General features: G+C 42.0%; 14 protein-coding genes. 1 reads left to right on the forward strand and 13 read right to left on the reverse strand.

What is annotated here, in order from left to right:
* Positions 1–164: 164 nt before the first annotated feature.
* The 6 genes from rho to CDZ88_RS14400 all read right to left on the reverse strand — a co-directional run bounded on the left by rho (position 165) and on the right by CDZ88_RS14400 (position 6,776).
* The gene (gene rho, locus CDZ88_RS14375) at positions 165–1,442 is read right to left on the reverse strand and encodes a transcription termination factor Rho (protein WP_100374201.1); all 1,278 of its coding nucleotides are present in this window, start codon (positions 1,440–1,442) and stop codon (positions 165–167) included.
* A gap of 511 nt (positions 1,443–1,953) precedes the next feature.
* On the reverse strand, positions 1,954–2,919 hold the full coding sequence (gene glpX / locus CDZ88_RS14380) for a class II fructose-bisphosphatase (protein WP_100374202.1): 966 nt from the start codon (positions 2,917–2,919) through the stop codon (positions 1,954–1,956).
* 55 nt (positions 2,920–2,974) lie between these two features.
* Complete coding sequence (locus CDZ88_RS14385; protein ID WP_100374203.1) at positions 2,975–4,264, reverse strand: UDP-N-acetylglucosamine 1-carboxyvinyltransferase; 1,290 nt, start codon at positions 4,262–4,264, stop codon at positions 2,975–2,977.
* Positions 4,265–4,421: 157 nt separating this feature from the next.
* Positions 4,422–5,063, reverse strand: coding sequence for a fructose-6-phosphate aldolase (gene fsa, locus CDZ88_RS14390; protein ID WP_100374204.1), 642 nt, complete (start codon positions 5,061–5,063; stop codon positions 4,422–4,424).
* Positions 5,064–5,288: 225 nt separating this feature from the next.
* Positions 5,289–6,152 carry a class II fructose-bisphosphate aldolase gene (locus CDZ88_RS14395; RefSeq protein WP_100374205.1) on the reverse strand — a complete coding sequence of 288 codons (864 nt, stop codon included), beginning with the start codon at positions 6,150–6,152 and terminating at the stop codon, positions 5,289–5,291.
* Between the two features lie 261 nt (positions 6,153–6,413).
* Positions 6,414–6,776, reverse strand: coding sequence for a response regulator (locus CDZ88_RS14400; RefSeq protein WP_100374206.1), 363 nt, complete (start codon positions 6,774–6,776; stop codon positions 6,414–6,416).
* Between the two features lie 254 nt (positions 6,777–7,030).
* Here CDZ88_RS14400 and CDZ88_RS14405 point away from each other — a divergent pair, with 254 nt between their 5' ends.
* Positions 7,031–7,549 carry a DUF2529 domain-containing protein gene (locus CDZ88_RS14405; RefSeq protein ID WP_100374207.1) on the forward strand — a complete coding sequence of 173 codons (519 nt, stop codon included), beginning with the start codon at positions 7,031–7,033 and terminating at the stop codon, positions 7,547–7,549.
* A gap of 65 nt (positions 7,550–7,614) precedes the next feature.
* On the opposite strand, the gene CDZ88_RS14410 is transcribed toward CDZ88_RS14405, so the two are convergent.
* The 7 genes from CDZ88_RS14410 to CDZ88_RS14440 all read right to left on the reverse strand — a co-directional run bounded on the left by CDZ88_RS14410 (position 7,615) and on the right by CDZ88_RS14440 (position 17,989).
* Entirely contained in the window at positions 7,615–9,213 is a 1,599-nt protein-coding gene (locus CDZ88_RS14410; RefSeq protein WP_100374208.1) for a CTP synthase, read from the reverse strand.
* Positions 9,214–9,424: 211 nt separating this feature from the next.
* Positions 9,425–9,928 (reverse strand): DNA-directed RNA polymerase subunit delta, encoded by a 504-nt coding sequence (gene rpoE, locus CDZ88_RS14415; RefSeq protein WP_332849227.1) that lies wholly within the window; start codon positions 9,926–9,928, stop codon positions 9,425–9,427.
* 535 nt (positions 9,929–10,463) lie between these two features.
* Positions 10,464–13,727, reverse strand: coding sequence for a fused isobutyryl-CoA mutase/GTPase IcmF (icmF, locus tag CDZ88_RS14420; RefSeq protein WP_100374209.1), 3,264 nt, complete (start codon positions 13,725–13,727; stop codon positions 10,464–10,466).
* Between the two features lie 36 nt (positions 13,728–13,763).
* The gene (locus tag CDZ88_RS14425; RefSeq protein ID WP_100374712.1) at positions 13,764–14,396 is read right to left on the reverse strand and encodes a TetR/AcrR family transcriptional regulator; all 633 of its coding nucleotides are present in this window, start codon (positions 14,394–14,396) and stop codon (positions 13,764–13,766) included.
* 153 nt (positions 14,397–14,549) lie between these two features.
* Positions 14,550–15,692: an acyl-CoA dehydrogenase gene (locus CDZ88_RS14430; RefSeq protein ID WP_100374210.1), complete on the reverse strand. Its 1,143-nt coding sequence runs from the start codon at positions 15,690–15,692 to the stop codon at positions 14,550–14,552.
* Positions 15,693–15,707: 15 nt separating this feature from the next.
* Positions 15,708–16,850: an acyl-CoA dehydrogenase gene (locus CDZ88_RS14435; protein ID WP_100374211.1), complete on the reverse strand. Its 1,143-nt coding sequence runs from the start codon at positions 16,848–16,850 to the stop codon at positions 15,708–15,710.
* A gap of 287 nt (positions 16,851–17,137) precedes the next feature.
* Complete coding sequence (locus tag CDZ88_RS14440; RefSeq protein WP_100374212.1) at positions 17,138–17,989, reverse strand: 3-hydroxybutyryl-CoA dehydrogenase; 852 nt, start codon at positions 17,987–17,989, stop codon at positions 17,138–17,140.
* Positions 17,990–17,992: the final 3 nt, after the last annotated feature.

The raw sequence follows: 17,992 nt of genomic DNA on the forward strand, positions 1-17,992 counted from the left end.
ATCTCCTTCCGCCCTGAATCTTTTCGAAACAGAGTTGTCTAATCACACATGACGAAATTATATCAAGCTAATCTCTGTTTTGCAACTGTATTTCAACAGTTTTATTGTTAAAACTACAAACTAACCCAATAAATCGGCTCATGACGGCCTTGTTCAACAAAAAATTATTTTCGGCGAGTCGCTCCTGTCATGTCCTTTTCCATTTCACTGAAGAAATCTGCATTTGTTTTCGTATCTTTCACTCGGCGAATGAATTGATCGACAAAGTCATGGGATTCATTCATCGTCTTGCGAATCGCCCATAGCTTATCAAGCTGTTCTTTCGGCATTAACAGTTCTTCTTTACGAGTACCTGAGCGACGAATATCAATAGAAGGGAAGATACGGCGTTCAGCAAGCTTACGATCGAGATGAAGCTCCATATTACCTGTTCCCTTGAATTCTTCATAGATGACATCATCCATACGAGAACCCGTTTCCACTAAAGCTGTTGCAAGGATCGTTAAGCTACCACCCTCTTCGATATTACGAGCCGCTCCAAAGAATCGTTTCGGACGATGGAACGCTGCTGGGTCAATCCCTCCTGATAATGTACGTCCACTAGGTGGAATCACTAAGTTGTATGCACGAGCAAGACGGGTAATACTATCCATTAAAATGACCACATCTTTACGGTGCTCAACTAAACGCCTCGCACGCTCAAGAACCAACTCCGCTACCTTAATGTGGTTTTCAGGAACTTCGTCGAATGTAGAGCTAACGACTTCCCCTTTAACTGAACGTTCAATATCTGTCACTTCCTCAGGACGCTCATCAATGAGAAGAATAATAAGTTCTACATCAGGGTGATTTTCAGCGATGCTGTTTGCCACCTCTTTCAAAAGGGATGTTTTACCCGCTTTTGGAGGGGCGACAATTAATCCACGTTGCCCAAAACCAACAGGTGAGATCATATCAATAATTCGCGACGAAACTCGACCTGGAGTTGTTTCAAGTTCAATCTTTTGTTCAGGGTATAGTGGAGTTAACGCTGGAAAATGAGGACGATCTTTTGATGTTTCTGGCGCATCACCATTTACCGCTTCTACGTGTAAAAGTCCATGGTAACGTTCATTTTCCTTTGGTGGACGTACTTTTCCTGATACTTTGTCTCCGTTACGTAAATCAAATCGACGGATCTGTGATGCGGAAATATAAATATCCTCAGAGCTCGACTTATAATTGATCGGTCTTAGGAAACCGAAGCCCTCTGTTTGAATAATATCAAGGACACCTTCCATAAACATGAGACCGTCTTTTTCGGCTTGTCCTTTTAATATAGCAAAAATTAATTCTCGTTTTGTTAACTTACTATAATATGAAACTTTGTATTGCTTAGCTAATTCGTAAAGTCCTTTTAGCGTCATTTTTTCTAAATCTTTAATATTAACACTACTACTCATCCCTACACCACACTCTTAATTTAATATTAACTACTAAAAATATTTCTATTTTACCTAATAATTGCCGTTCCGATTAGATGGGAAGATCAAATGCCTCTTAGAAGAAAGGAAAGAAAAGGAGTAACGACCGGTGAAAAACCTTATAAGATTTTTTCTCTTTGTTTAATTGTACCCTAAGATCAATAGAAAACTCAACAAGGGAATCATCTACCCTTTATTTAGAGGAATAGATAGAAGAATAATGAAAGAGGCTGGGACAAAAGTGTTTTAACTAACAAGAATCGGAACAAACTACAAGGGGGTGCAATAAAGCCGCTCATGAAATATATTCCGCACCCGCGAGGAAGTTGGTGAGCCTCATCGTGTTAGGCATTGCGGGGTTTCACCGTTGCTTTTTATCCTGCAGGAGGTCTACGTATATTTCATCCGCTAAGTTTGTGATTTGTTTCGATTCTCAGTTAGACACTTTCGTTATGTCTCAGCCTCTTTACAAAATGTTAATAGTTTACGTTTATTTAATCACAAGTCCTGGTTTCTTATTCATACTATGTGTTCCGTCGACAAAGCGAACGGTTCCTGATTTTGCTCTCATAACGAGGGATTGGGTCGTTGCATTAGATCCTTTGTAATAAACGCCTTTTAGTAACTCTCCGTCTGTCACGCCTGTTGCTGCGAAGATACAATCATCACCTTTAACGAGGTCGTCCATCATAAGAACTTTATTGTAGTCTTCGATCCCCATCTGTTTGCAGCGAGCTAACTCAGCCTCATTTTGTGGAAGGAGGCGGCCTTGTAATTCTCCACCTAAACATTTTAATCCAACAGCTGCTAGTACGCCTTCAGGTGCCCCACCAGAGCCAATTAAAAGATCTACACCCGTATCATCAAACGCTGTGTTCACAGCCGCTGCAACATCGCCATCAGGCATAAGCTTAATTCTCGCCCCAGCCTCACGGATCTCTTGGATGATCCTTTCGTGACGCGTACGATTTAAAATGGTGACAACGAGGTCTTCAATGTCTTTATTTTTCGCACGAGCCACGGCTCTTAAGTTATCAATGATTGGTGCGTTAATGTCAATTTTTCCAACTGATTCAGGACCTACAGCTATCTTGTCCATATACATATCAGGTGCATGCAATAAGTTGCCGTGATCAGCGACCGCAAGAACAGCGAGAGCGTTCCACTGACCTGATGCGACGATACTAGTTCCTTCTAAAGGATCTACTGCAACATCGACGCGCGGACCATAGCCGTTGCCTAGCTTTTCCCCTATATATAGCATAGGTGCTTCGTCCATTTCCCCTTCACCAATCACGACGGTTCCCTTCATCGGGATTGTATCAAATACGTCTCTCATCCCCTCAGTTGCTGCGCGGTCCGCTTCTTCCTTGTTTCCACGCCCCATCCAACGACCTGATGCAAGGGCCGCAGCTTCTGTCACACGCACCAATTCCATTGATAAACTTCTCTCCATCTCTTACCCTCTCCTTCTTAAGTGTAATTTTTCCAAACTTACTATTCTCAATCGACTAACTTTTTACTTGATCGATTTCTTCTTGTGTTAGTTTCTCGCGCCATAATTTCGCTCCAAGACCTATCAACTTTTCTTCAAGATTCTCGTAGCCACGATCAACATGTTCAAGTCCTGAAAGCTCTGTCACACCATCTGCTATTAACCCCGCGATGACTAAAGCTGCTCCTGCACGCAAATCACTCGCACGCACTTTCGCCCCTTGAAGTGGTGACTTTCCGTTAATAATAGCTGAACGTCCTTCTACTTTCACATTGGCTCCCATTCGTCTTAACTCATCAATATGCTTAAAACGGGCATTATAAATCGTGTCGGTAACAATGCTCGTTCCGCTCGATTGTGTCAGCAATGTGGAGAATGGCTGTTGGAGATCCGTCGGAAAACCAGGGTAGACGAGCGCTTTCACATCGACACCCTTTTTATCACCGGTATTATGAATCAAGATTTGGTCATCATTTGTTTCCACCGTGACGCCCATTTCACGTAATTTGGCAATGAGAGCGTCCACATGATACGGAATGACGTTATCAATGATTACCTTTTGACCAATTGCCGCCGCTAAAATCATGTAGGTTCCTGCTTCAATGCGGTCTGGAATAATCGAGTGTCTGCACCCATTTAATGAATCGACCCCATCAATTCGGATAACATTTGTCCCCGCACCTTTAATGCGTGCGCCCATGCTCGTTAGTAACGTTGCGACATCGACGATTTCTGGCTCTTTTGCTGCATTTTCAATAATGGTTTGACCTTTTGCTCGAACGGCTGCAAGCATAATATTAATCGTCGCTCCAACACTGACTACATCTAGATAAATTCGTGCGCCACGTAATTCGTCTGCACGTAAATAAATAGCGCCTTGTTCATTGGTGACGCGTGCACCTAGTGCTTCAAAGCCTTTAATATGTTGATCAATTGGTCTAGGCCCTAGATTACAACCTCCAGGCAATCCAATGACCGCTTTTTTAAACTTTCCTAGCATAGCTCCCATTAAATAATACGAAGCACGTAACTTTTTTACTTTGCCATTTGGAAGTGGCATCGAAATCATATTGGTAGGATCAATTTTAATTTCTTTTTCGGCTAGTGAAAGTTCAACATCTCCACCAATTTCTCGCAGTAAATCTGCCAATAATTCCACATCTGATATGCCAGGTAAATTATCAATTAGTACTGGAGAATCAGCTAAAATCGCTGCAGGAATTAACGCAACCGCACTGTTTTTCGCACCACTAATTGGTACCGTTCCTTCTAGCGGATGTCCGCCTTCTATCATAAGTTTTTCCATAATCGCATCCCTTCTGACGACACTCACGATTCGTAGATAGACGTCTGTTAACGTTTGTATCCATTATACCCAAAGGTGGGTAAGAATAACGAGTCAAGTTGTCTATTCTTAGCGACATTTCACGCTTCGTGTCACACCATCGTACGTAGAGTGAGACCTAGCGATTATTATTCCAGTCAGCTAAAAACTTTTCAATGCCTTGGTCTGTTAATGGGTGCTTCGTTAATTGTTGAATGACTTTAAGTGGAATCGTCGCAATATGAGCTCCACGCGTCGCGGCTTCTGTTACATGAACAGGGTGACGAATAGACGCAGCTATAATTTCTGTTGGAATTTCATGAATGTCAAAAATATCGACAATTTGCGTGATAAGCGCTAACCCATCATGTCCAATATCATCAAGACGCCCTAAAAATGGGGAGACATACGTCGCACCAGCACGAGCAGCTAGTAATGCTTGTACCGCTGAGAACACAAGTGTGACATTGGTTTTAATATTAAGTGCTGAAAAGGCATGGACTGCTTTGAGACCTTCTGTAGTCATAGGAACCTTTACTGTAATATTCGGCGCAATCGCAGCAAGTTCCTTCCCTTCTTTAATCATTCCATCTGCATCAAGAGCAATGACTTCTGCACTTACAGATTCTGATACGATATCAGTTATTTCACGTAGACGATCGTGGAAATCTACTCCTTCTTTAGCAACAAGTGACGGATTTGTTGTAACTCCAGAAAGAATCCCTAATGCCTTCGCTTCTTTAATCTCGTTAATATTCGCTGTATCAATAAAAAATTTCATTACAATCACTCCTGATTTTTATTTAGTATGTATAAATCCAACTGTTCATTGACCGCAATCCTAAACAATAGTTTGTATTTACAGACTTGTAATCGCTTACTTATTATATCAAAAAAATATTATAAAAGAAGAACGTAGAAAGAACACGATTTTTGACGAAAAGTCCAGAAAATAACGTTAAAAGCAGCTCAAATGAACTGCTTTTAACAAGATCAAGCTATACTATTATGCTTTGTTTGAAGAACCAAACTCACGCATTTTACCTTTAACTGTTTCTTTGATCGCTTCACGTGCAGGTCCTAGATATTTACGAGGATCATACACTTCAGAGTCTGCATTTAATGTTTCACGTACTGCTTTTGCAGAAGAGATTTGGCTCTCTGTGTTTACATTAATTTTAGCATGTCCGAATTCGATCGCTTTTCGGATATCGTTTGTAGGGATACCTGTTCCACCGTGTAATACAAGAGGAATACCAACTAAACCGTCGATTTCTTTCATGTGATCGAAACCAAGGTTTGGTTCACCTTTGTATGGTCCGTGTACTGAACCTAATGCTGGCGCGAAACAATCTACACCTGTTGCTTCAACAAGTTCTTTACACTCAGCTGGAATCGCATATGCTGCTTCTGCATCATCTACGATTAGGTCATCTTCTTGTCCACCAATGCGGCCAAGTTCTGCTTCAACAGAAACTCCAAGAGCATGAGCAACTTCCACAACACGCTTAGTTAACGCGATATTTTCTTCAAGTGGGTAGTGAGAACCGTCAATCATAACAGATGTGAAACCTGCATGAATTGCTTCTACACATTTCTCGAAGCTTGAACCGTGATCTAAGTGGATTGCAACTGGAACTGTTACATTGTACTCTTCCATTAAAGATTCAACCAATGTTACGATTGTTTTGAAGCCGCCCATGTAGCGTGCAGCACCTTCAGAAACACCACAGATTACTGGAGATTTTTCCTCTTCTGCAGCTTGTAAGATTGCTTGAGTGAACTCCATGTTGTTAAGATTAAACTGACCAACAGCGTAACCTTCCGCCTTTGCCGTGTTAAGCATGTCTTTCATTGATACTAAAGGCATGATATACGTCCTCCTTGTGTGTAAGCAGTTTATAGATATCAAACGTCCGTCTAAAAGAACTTACTTGTTCGTATCCATTAAAAAGATTCCCGAACACTCTTAAAAATATCCATACTCTTATATGTATGAAAAAAACTAAATCTGGTAAGTTCAATTAGCTTGAACGTGTCCATTATAGCATACAATCAATGAAAAACACCCTGTTACGAAAGAGAATCGATAAGTTTTTCGAAGTAAGCGCTTCCTTGCTTTATGATCATTTTAAGTCGTAACTAAATTTTCTTTTATCACGTTTCGTACATCATCAATATCGAAAGGTTTAGCAAAATGAGTGATCGCTCCAAGTTGCATCGCTTCATTAATGAGGTTCAATTCACCGTAAGCCGTCATCATAATCACTTGGATATGTTCATGCGTCTCTTTAATTCGACGCAAGATCTCTAATCCATCCATCCCTGGAATTTTCATATCAAGTAGCACTAAATCGGGCCCTTCTTCCTCGACAATCTTCAGTGCTTGCACACCATTGGCTGCTTGATATAACGTATATCCGTCCTTTTGTAGGATTTCACAAAGTAACACACGAATTCCATACTGATCATCTACAACTAAAACTTTATGCATACTTCTCCCCCTTATTGTATTTTATACGAATCATTATACGAGCTGCCAAGTCCATTTTTTTATTTGTCCTGTTTTGTCTACTCGTACCCATTCTCTTTTCTCTTCCTATTTCCCTGCAACATTATAAAAATTCTATTTTATTTTGTTCGACAAGTCTATCGAACTTTGTCGAATTATGTACTTCTTCCCTTTCTTCTTATAAATGACTACGCTATAATGCTCATAGACTTTATTGAGAAAAAGGAGTTACAATTATGATCCCCATTTTCACCACACAACTAATAGGCCGTATTAAGGCCATTCGAGAAAAGGAAGAGGAGTTTGAAGATGCGGCCCGCTTACTCGCCCAAGCGATTGTCGGCGATGGCACAGTGTATGTCTATGGTACGCGTGAACTACACGGCATTGTTTCTGAAGTGACCTATGGAACAGATCGCCATGAAGCCATCTTACCTTTGCGTCAAGATGAAATGAGCTCGCTCACACCAGCTGACCGTGTGTTATTGTTCTCACCTTTTACAAACGATGACGAAGCATGTCGCCTAGCTACCAAGTTCCACATGCAAGGCGTTCCGTTTTTAAGCGTATCAAATCTGAGTGATGAGCAAGATGCTTCTTACTCTCTAGCGGACATCCATGTCGACCTTGAAAGCAATATTGGCCTAGTCCCCGACGAACTCGGTAATCGTAACGGATACCCCACTTCGATCGTTGGTTTGTACACGTATTTCTGCCTAATATTAACCGTTAAAGAAATTGTAAGTGAGTATTAGGATTCATGCGATGAAGATCAAAAAAAGGTTTGCCTCCTTGCTTGTGGCAAACCTTTTTTGTGTCGTTATTTTTTTACGGATGCGCCAATAAAGTCACGAAATAGTGGCTGTGGACGCGTTGGACGTGAAACGAATTCTGGATGGAACTGTGAAGCGATGAAGTAAGGATGATCTTCAAGCTCAACAATTTCTACTAAACGACCATCAGGGCTTGTCCCTGAGAACGTGAAGCCAGCTTCCTCCATTTGCTCACGGTATTCATTGTTAAACTCATAACGGTGACGGTGACGCTCATACACTACTTGCTCTCCGTAAGCCGCTTGTGCGATAGAACCATCAACCAATTTACAAGGATAAAGGCCAAGACGCAGTGTTCCACCAAGGTCTTCAATATCTTTTTGTTCAGGAAGAAGGTCAATAATTGGGTATGGTGTTTCAGGATTCAGCTCTGCAGAGTTTGCTCCCTCTAGTCCTAATACGTTACGAGCGAACTCAACTGTTGCTAGTTGCATCCCTAAGCATATACCTAAGAATGGAACCTTGTTTTCACGCGCATATTTAATCGCTGAAATTTTCCCTTCGATTCCGCGATCACCGAATCCACCTGGAATTAACACTCCGTCGGCATCTTGTAGAAGTGTTGCTACATTTTCATCGTTTACTTTCTCCGCATCAACCCAGTCAATCTCAAGTTCTGCATCGAATGAATACCCTGCATGGCGAAGTGCTTCTGCAACAGATAGATACGCATCAGGTAAGGCAACATATTTACCAACAAGAGCAATCTTCACTTTGTTTGATAAGTTTTGTACTTTCTCTACCAATGAATTCCATTCGGTCATTTCCGCTTCTTTTGTTGAAAGCTTTAAATGGTCACAAACGATCTGATCAAAGTTCTGTGCTTGAAGATCAAGTGGCACTTGATAAAGTGTGTCTGCATCACGTGCTTCAATTACAGAGTCTTTCTTGATGTCACAGAATAGAGCAATTTTTTCTTTCATATCTTGAGGCACGGGTCTTTCCGTACGAACTACAATGACATTCGGTTGGATACCAAGACTACGTAATTCTTTCACGCTATGTTGAGTCGGTTTTGACTTCATTTCACCTGCGGCAGCAAGGTATGGAATAAGTGTACAATGTACATACATGACGTTATCAATACCAATATCGCTCTTAATTTGGCGAATCGCCTCTAAGAAAGGTAGGCTTTCAATATCACCAACCGTACCGCCAATCTCTGTGATGACAACATCGGCATTTGTTTCGCGGCCTGCACGGAATACACGCTCTTTGATTTCATTTGTCACATGTGGGATAACTTGTACAGTTCCACCAAGATAATCACCACGACGCTCTTTTCTCAAGACCGTTGAGTAGATTCTTCCTGTTGTGACGTTGCTATTTTGGCTTAAGTTGATATCGATAAAACGCTCATAGTGACCAAGGTCAAGATCCGTTTCAGCACCGTCATCTGTTACAAAAACTTCACCATGTTGATAAGGACTCATTGTTCCCGGGTCCACATTAATGTATGGATCAAATTTTTGAATCGTTACTTTTAATCCGCGATTTTTCAGTAAACGACCTAATGAAGCTGCTGTAATTCCTTTACCTAGTGATGATACAACGCCGCCTGTCACAAAAATATACTTAGTTGCCATTTTGATCGACTCCTCTTTTCTTCTTCCGAGATGTATTTCCACCAAAACTAGTCGTTATAATAAAAAAAACAAAAGCGACAGCTCACCCTAGAAAGGGGGCGCACTTTTGTTTGAGTCATAGTAATATGCATTTGCTTTTAATAAAGCCCAAAAATGATTCTACCTAGTTCACACCAAGAAGTCAAGTCTCTGTTTGAAACGAAATTAGAGATTAACGATCTTCGTCTTCGTCTAAATCTTCTTCATCGTCGTCATCATCTGCATCAAAACCATCTAACTCTTCTTTTACAGTGAAATCATCGTCATCTGAATCTTCATCATTAGAAATTTCGTCTAGCTCGTCTTCTAAATCTTCAAACTCATCATCAAAATCTTCTGGATCATCTAGTAGTTGATCATCTGATTTTGTTGCTTTCTTACGTGGGTTCACAGGTGCAGTAATATCTTCCTCTGACTGCTCATGAGGATACCAGCTTTTTAAGCCCCAGTTATTATCTCCGAGCGTTATGAAACGACCATCGATATTTAAGTCTGTATAAAGGAACGCCATGCGCCCTTTTGCTTCTGCTTTAGGCATTTTTTTCAGTTCCATGATCTCACTAACTAAGTCATTAAAATAATACGGTTTGCGCTTTTCTGTCATTAGAGCATAAGCAATTTCAATCATTGATAGCTCTTGTAGGTCTTCCTTGTCCATCTTACGTAGCTTCAACATCCGCACGTCCTTTCAGCATTTCTTGCATCTATTACTTTATTCAATTTTGGCATAAAGTTCATACCTTTCATTATAAACACATTTTATCTAATTATGCTAGATTGTAGATGAAAAAGTATAATTGTCAAGATATAGAGCTACTAGAAGCAGTGAACTGACAAAAAGACAGCCAGTTGACTGTCTTTTTTCAAATGTTCATTTGCTTTTGAGGTAGTGTTCGCGTTAACATTGGTCATTTTCGCGCAAAACTCAGTGACTTACGCGCAAATACCAGGTATTTCCGCGCGAAATCTACTAGTTTTCGCGCAGATGGAGTAAGAAAATGGAAAACAAGGTCGCCGCACTACATTTTATACGCCGCTTAACGGACTCCTCCGCTTTTCTTGGCTAGCTTCGGAGTCCTCCGCTTTTCTGGCTAGCTTCAGCTCCTTGGGCCTTGGGTAAAACCGGTGAATCCAACGAAGTCAAAAAGCGACTTCTTTTGGCTCCTCCTAGTTTTCCCTCATCCCAGAACAGTCGCCTCCGCTTTTCTTTATTACATATTTCTTCTATATTGGCCGCCTACTTGGTAGAGGGCGGTGGAGATTTGGCCTAGGCTAGCTACTTTGACGGTTTCGATGAGTTCTTCGAAGATGTTGCCGCCGTTGATTGCTGTTTGTTGAAGATTCTTTAATGCTTGTTCTGTTTCGTTTTGGTGACGTTCTTGGAAGGCGCGTAGGTTGGTGATTTGTTGTTCTTTTTCTTCCTTCGTTGCACGGGCCAGTTCCATCGTAAATTCTTCATCTTTCTTTTCGTTCGGATTCATGTAAGTGTTCACACCGATAATCGGAAGCTCACCTGTATGCTTTTTCATTTCATAGTGCATTGACTCTTCTTGGATTTTACTGCGTTGGTATTGTGTCTCCATCGCTCCAAGCACTCCGCCTCGGTCGTTGATGCGCTCTAGTTCTTGTAGAACGGCTTCTTCAACTAAGTTTGTTAACTCTTCAATAATATATGATCCTTGAATAGAGTTTTCATTTTTGGCTAGGCCTAGTTCTTTAGTGATAATCATTTGAATCGCCATCGCGCGGCGGACTGATTGTTCAGTCGGTGTAGTAATCGCTTCATCAAATGCATTCGTATGAAGAGAGTTACAGTTATCATAAATCGCCATCAGCGCTTGCAAGGTTGTGCGGATATCATTGAAATCAATTTCTTGGGCATGAAGAGAGCGACCGGATGTTTGTACATGATATTTCAACTTTTGGCTGCGCTCGTTTGCCTCGTATTTATTCTTCATTACCGTTGACCAAATGCGACGTGCGACTCGGCCAATGACCGCATATTCAGGGTCTAGTCCGTTACTGAAGAAGAATGATAGATTTGGTGCAAACTTATTAATGTCCATGCCACGGCTTAGGTAGTATTCCACATACGTGAAGCCATTTGCCAAGGTAAAGGCTAATTGACTAATTGGATTCGCACCCGCTTCTGCGATGTGGTAGCCAGAAATCGAGACAGAGTAGTAATTACGAACTTGATGGTCAATAAAGTATTCTTGAATATCCCCCATCATCCGTAGAGCGAACTCTGTTGAGAAGATGCATGTATTTTGACCTTGGTCTTCTTTTAGAATGTCTGCTTGAACCGTTCCGCGCACAGTTGCGAGCGTACGAGCTTTTACATCTTGATATTCTTCAGCACTCGGCTCACGTCCATTTTCTTTTGTAAATGCTTCTACTTGCTGATCGATCGCCGTATTCATAAACATCGCTAAAATAATCGGTGCTGGTCCGTTAATAGTCATTGAGACTGACGTAGACGGAGCACATAAATCAAATCCATCATACAATTTTTTCATATCATCAAGGGTACAAATACTTACGCCACTTTCTCCTACTTTTCCGTAAATATCTGGACGATGGTCAGGGTCCTCACCATACAGTGTCACTGAATCAAACGCCGTACTTAGGCGCTTGGCATCATCATCTTTAGATAAGTAGTGGAAGCGACGATTCGTGCGCTCAGGTGTCCCTTCTCCTGCAAACTGACGTTTAGGGTCTTCACCTTTACGCTTGAACGGAAACACGCCTGCTGTGTACGGGAATGAACCAGGGACATTTTCTTCCATTGTCCAACGTAAAATTTCGCCCCAGTCTGTAAATTTAGGCAGTGCCACCTTTGGAATTTTCAGCCCTGATAAGCTTTCAGTTGTCAGCTCCGTTACAATTTCTTTATCACGGCTTTTTGTTACATAGGTGTCCCCACTGTAAGACTCTTTCAATGTCTCCCAGTTATCTAAGATTAATTTGCATGTTGGGTGTAACTTTTCTTCATACATCTTCTTTGTTTCATTGAGTTGCGTGAGCACTTCTTCAGAGGTCACACCATGTTGCTCTAGAGCATCCATTGTACCTGTTAGTTGATAAATCTTTCGTGCGATCTCCACTTGATCGTCTGTCATTTTTTTGTATTGTCGAACAGACTGAACGATGTCACGTAAGTACTGTATTTGTTCAGGTGGAATGATGACATTCTGCTTAATCACTTCTGTACTCGTTTCAATGGATGTGTTAAATTCAGTTCCGCATTTCTCGTTCAATGTATTCATTAGAGCAGCAAACAACGTATTCGTCCCGATGTCATTAAACTGGCTAGCAATCGTGCCGTAAACAGGCATCTCCTCAGGCGCTTCCTCAAAACGAGTCCGGCTGCGTTGGTACTGCTTGCGTACATGACGAAGCGCATCCTCTGAGCCTCTACGATCAAATTTATTAATCGCAATTACATCAGCGAAATCGATCATATCAATTTTTTCTAATTGCGAAGGCGCACCATATTCACTTGTCATCACATAGAGTGACACATCGGACACTTCGGTAATCTCTGCATCTCCTTGCCCAATACCGCTCGTTTCAACAATGACAAGATCGTATCCAGCTGCTTTAACGACATCAATGGCATCGCGAATGCTATCAGAGATTTCTTTTCTTGAATTACGTGTTGCCAAGCTACGCATGAACACGCGCGAGTTATGGATTGAATTCATGCGAATCCGGTCTCCAAGTAACGCACCGCCTGTTTTTTGTTTAGTCGGGTCAACCGATAATATCGCAATCGTCTTGTCAGAAAATTCATTCAAGAAACGACGTACGAGTTCATCAGTTAAAGAACTTTTCCCCGCGCCACCTGTACCGGTAATTCCAAGCACGGGCACATCAGTCGTCATTTGCTTCAGTTGCTCTAACGTGTCTTCTAGCGTTGCTGCTAATTCTTTTTTTGATTCGGCATGAAGTTCAGCATATGAAATGCAACGAGCGACGGCGCGTGCATTTTTTTCTTTTAACACCGTTAGCTCTTCTGACACTTGATCGACGGTAGGGAAATCACATTCTTTTATCATGTCGTCAATCATCCCTTGAAGGCCACGTTCACGCCCATCATCTGGTGAGAAAATATGCGTAATCCCGTATTCATGAAGTTCACGAATTTCTGGAGGTGTGATAACTCCACCACCACCGCCATAAATACGGATATGTCCTGCATTTTTTTCTTGGAGCAAGTCATGGCAGTATTTAAAGAATTCAACATGGCCACCTTGGTATGAAGAGATTGCAATTCCTTGGACATCCTCTTGTATGGCGGCGTTTACAATTTCCTCAACAGAGCGATTGTGCCCGAGGTGAATTACCTCAGCACCACTCGCTTGCAGGATTCTACGCATTATATTAATCGACGCATCGTGACCATCAAATAAACTAGAAGCCGTGACAAAACGCACATGGTTTGTTGGCTTATAAGCTTGAGTTGTTGACATCATGTTTCCTCCCTATATAACCCTTAGACGGGCTGATCATTTTTTAGAAACAGATAAAATCGGTGCGAGCAAGTGCTCACTTTGAAGCTTTGTGTACTCCTCTAATGTATACAATTTGCGGATCGCCCAGCGGCGGAATGTCCACATATGTCCTTGCACTAAAATGTTATGGCTCATGAGTTTGATCTTGTCATCACTTACATCGATCTCATATTCTTCAACATATTCACGAATAATCGTCTCAAACATCTCAGTCATCTCTACTTCTTTTTCCAGAACGTACATTAATGCTTCCTCTGGTAGCGACTTCGCTTCCTGATACATGACAAGAACCTCATCTTGTAAGTGGTCGATTACTCTAAAATAGGTAGCGATAGCACTTTTTAAACGATTGATGCCGACTGCTTTCGTATCGATTTGTTGATCTAGTTGGCCTCGCACTTCTTCATAGATAGCATCACAGACAAGGTAGAGCACATCTTCTTTTGATCCAATGTATTCATAGAGTGTGCCGATACTAAACCCCGACTCTTTGGCGATTTCTCTCGTTGTTGTGCGGTGAAAGCCTTTCTCGATGAATAATCGAACGGCGCCTTTGACCATTTGCTCCCGACGTTTTTTAACTAATTGTTGATCTTTGACCATCGACGGCACTGCTTTTTTCTTCAAACCTGTCAACCTACTTCCTTTTATCGTTGTTCTTCAATCTTCATGAGATGAACGTGCCATAGAGCTTATCCAGCTCTATTTGGCATCGCCCTCTTTTTTTGTGTACTTATTAGCATACTAAAGATTGAAGCTACGATCTATCATTAATGTGTATTAGTCAGCTAATAACATCTTTGAAATGACGAGGCGTTGAATTTCATTTGTTCCTTCATAGATTTGAGTGATTTTCGCATCACGCATATAGCGCTCCACTGGATAGTCTTTTGTATAGCCATATCCACCAAAGACTTGCACCGCTTCGACCGTGACATCCATCGCCGTATCCCCGGCAAATAACTTCGACATCGCCGATTCTTTTCCATATGAGATGCCTTCGCTTTCTCTCCATGCAGCTTGATATGTTAACAGACGGCTTGCTTCGATCTTCGTTGCCATATCCGCAAGCTTAAAGCCGATCCCTTGCTGAACACCAATTGCTTTTCCAAACTGCTTGCGTTCTTTGGCATAGCCAACAGCAGCATCAAGGGCTCCTTGAGCAATCCCGACAGCTTGAGCGGCAATCCCGTTACGTCCGCCATCAAGTGTCATCATCGCTACTTTAAAGCCTTCTCCTTCTTTTCCGAGCATATTTGCTTTCGGTACACGGCAATCTTCAAAAATAATCTCAGTTGTAGGGGAAGAACGAATCCCTAGCTTCTTCTCTTTCTTGCCGACAGAGAATCCTGGTGTATCTGCTTCGACGATAAAGGCTGTTGTTCCTTTATGGCGTGCTTCTGGGTCCGTCACCGCAAAGACGATATAAATGTCAGCAATCCCACCATTGGTAATAAAGATCTTCGAGCCGTTGATAATATAATCATCACCGTCAAGAATAGCTGTCGTCTTCATTCCTGCTGCATCTGATCCTGAACTTGGCTCAGTTAAGCCGTACGCACCAATTTTCTTGCCCTCTGCCATTGGTCGCAAGAAAGTCTGCTTTTGTTCCTCTGTACCGAATTTGTACACAGGCCAGCCAGCAAGTGATGTGTGCGCGGATAAAGTGACCCCAGTTGAGGCACAAACGCGTGAAAGTTCTTCAACCGCGATACAGTAGCTGACATAGTCCCCACCAATTCCACCATACTCTTCAGGCCAAGGAATCCCTGTTAATCCAAGCTCTGCCATCTTGTTGAAAATCTCAAGGTCAAAGCGTTCTTCTTCATCACGTTCCGCTGCTGTTGGTTCTACTTCATTTTTCGCGAAATCACGGACCATTTTACGAATCATATCTTGCTCATCTGTTAATAAAAAGTTCATTATATTGTCTCCCCTTTAATCGGCTAGTAGTTGTTTACTGATAACAATGCGTTGTATTTCACTTGTTCCTTCGTAAATCTCACAAATTTTTGCATCACGGAAAAATCGTTCGACCGGATAATCTTTCGTATATCCGTATCCACCAAAGACTTGCACGGCTTCAATCGATACATTTACGGCCGTGCGTGAAGCAAATAATTTAGCCATGGATGCTTCTTTTCCACTGTTCATTCCAAGCTCACGTAGTTTTGCTGCGCGATAGACTAATAGTTTTGAGCCCTCGACGCTTGTTGCCATATCGGCTAATTTGAAACCAAGTCCTTGCTGCATGCCAATCGGTTTTCCAAATTGCTTACGTTCTTTTGCGTAGCCCGTTGCAGCCTCTAGAGCTGCTTCAGCAATCCCAAGAGATTGAGCGGCAATCCCAATGCGCCCTGCATCTAGATTAGACATCGCAATCTTAAAGCCTTCTCCTTCTTGACCTAATAGACTACTAGCTGGAATGCGCGCATCTTCAAACGTTAACTCCGTTGTATTCGATCCGTGTAACCCCATTTTCTTTTCCTTTTTCCCAACGGAGAAACCAGGAGTGTCTGCATCAACGATAAAGGCTGAGATTCCTTTTGTGCCAAGCGTGGCATCGGTTGAAGCAAAGACGATGTAAACATTTGCTTCGCCGCCATTTGTAATGAATACTTTTGAACCGTTTAACACATATTCATCGCCAATTTTTTTGGCTGTCGTCTTTAAGCTTCCTGCATCAGACCCAGCACTTGGCTCCGTTAATCCAAACGCGCCTAAGTATTCACCACTTGCAAGCTTCGGAATGTACTTTTGTTTTTGCTCTTCAGTTCCGAAATAAAGAATTGGGTTTGTACCGACTGATGTATGTACAGATAAAATAACACCAACTGTCGCACTCACCTTAGAAAGCTCATGAATGGCAATAATATAGGAAGTAAAATCCATCCCAGCTCCGCCGTACTCTTCTGGTATCGGAATTCCCATTAACCCAAGCTCCCCCATTTTTTTCACAATCTCACGTGGGAACGTTTCATTCTCTTCCATCTCTTCAATAAACGGTGTAATTTGTTCTTGGGCGAAGTCACGAACCATCTTGCGCATCATTTCTTGTTCTTCTGTAAAACGTAAATTCATCCTCAACACCTCCAGGATCTAGTTGTCAATTTCTATAGCGGCTGTGTGACGCGGCTGGGACAAAAGTATTTTAACGTATGGAATTTTGAACATAATGGTTGTGGCTTATATAAACCGCTCCTGAAATATACTTCGCACCCGCGAGGAAGCTGGTGAGCCTCCTCGTGCTCCGCACTGTGGGGTCTCACCGTTGCTTTTCATCCCGCAGGAGTCTACGTATATTTCATGCGCTAAATTTGCGCTTCGTTCATATCCTAAGTCAAACACTTTAGTTATGTCTTAGCCTCTTATTCGTAAACGTAAAACCCTCTGCCTGTTTTCTTTCCTAACCAACCAGCCTTAACGTATTTACGAAGCAGTGGACATGGACGGTATTTATCATCGCCAAATCCTTCATGAAGAGTTTCCATAATATAGAGGCATGTATCTAAACCAATAAAGTCAGCCAGTGTTAGCGGGCCCATCGGATGGTTCATACCAAGTTTCATCACTTCATCGACAGCCTCAGGTGTTGCGACTCCTTCATAGACGGTAAAGATCGCTTCGTTAATCATTGGCATTAAGATGCGGTTCGACACAAATCCAGGGAAATCATTGACTTCAACTGGTGTCTTTGACAACGTACGAGATAAATCTTCGATAACCTGGTAGACTTCATCGGTTGTCGCAAGCCCTCGAATGATCTCAACTAACTTCATCACAGGAACTGGATTCATAAAATGCATGCCGATAACTTTTTCAGGACGACTGGTCGCTGCAGCAATCTCCGTAATTGGTAGCGACGACGTATTCGTTGCTAAAATCGCATGCGCTGGAGCTATTTTATCAAGATCAGCAAATAGCTTTGATTTAATCTCCATGTTTTCAACAGCTGCCTCAATGACTAGGTCAACTGTCGCGGCATTCTCTAAATCCGTAGAAGGCGTTAAGCGAGCTAGTATTGCATCCCGCTCTGTCTCTTCTAAACGCCCTTTTTCAACTTGACGATTTAAGTTCTTCTGGATTGAAGCAAGTCCTCGATCAACAAAATCCGTTTTCAAATCATGTAACACAACATCAATACCTGCCATCGCATGCACTTGTGCGATTCCAGACCCCATCTGTCCTGCTCCGATGACCATTACTTTTTTTATACTCATGTA

This window comes from Bacillus sp. FJAT-45037, from assembly GCF_002797325.1.
Lineage (GTDB): Bacteria > Bacillota > Bacilli > Bacillales > Bacillaceae_D > Alkalihalophilus.

Coding starts and splice junctions, on each gene's coding strand:
- rho (WP_100374201.1), bottom strand. CDS start 1,442: ATGAGTAGTAGTGTTAATATTAAAGATTTAGAAAAAATGACGCTAAAA.
- fsa (WP_100374204.1), bottom strand. CDS start 5,063: ATGAAATTTTTTATTGATACAGCGAATATTAACGAGATTAAAGAAGCG.
- CDZ88_RS14410 (WP_100374208.1), bottom strand. CDS start 9,213: ATGGCAACTAAGTATATTTTTGTGACAGGCGGCGTTGTATCATCACTA.
- CDZ88_RS14395 (WP_100374205.1), bottom strand. CDS start 6,152: ATGCCTTTAGTATCAATGAAAGACATGCTTAACACGGCAAAGGCGGAA.
- glpX (WP_100374202.1), bottom strand. CDS start 2,919: ATGGAGAGAAGTTTATCAATGGAATTGGTGCGTGTGACAGAAGCTGCG.
- CDZ88_RS14385 (WP_100374203.1), bottom strand. CDS start 4,264: ATGGAAAAACTTATGATAGAAGGCGGACATCCGCTAGAAGGAACGGTA.
- icmF (WP_100374209.1), bottom strand. CDS start 13,727: ATGTCAACAACTCAAGCTTATAAGCCAACAAACCATGTGCGTTTTGTC.
- rpoE (WP_332849227.1), bottom strand. CDS start 9,928: ATGTTGAAGCTACGTAAGATGGACAAGGAAGACCTACAAGAGCTATCA.
- CDZ88_RS14435 (WP_100374211.1), bottom strand. CDS start 16,850: ATGAATTTACGTTTTACAGAAGAACAAGAAATGATGCGCAAGATGGTT.
- CDZ88_RS14430 (WP_100374210.1), bottom strand. CDS start 15,692: ATGAACTTTTTATTAACAGATGAGCAAGATATGATTCGTAAAATGGTC.
- CDZ88_RS14405 (WP_100374207.1), top strand. CDS start 7,031: ATGATCCCCATTTTCACCACACAACTAATAGGCCGTATTAAGGCCATT.
- CDZ88_RS14440 (WP_100374212.1), bottom strand. CDS start 17,989: ATGAGTATAAAAAAAGTAATGGTCATCGGAGCAGGACAGATGGGGTCT.
- CDZ88_RS14400 (WP_100374206.1), bottom strand. CDS start 6,776: ATGCATAAAGTTTTAGTTGTAGATGATCAGTATGGAATTCGTGTGTTA.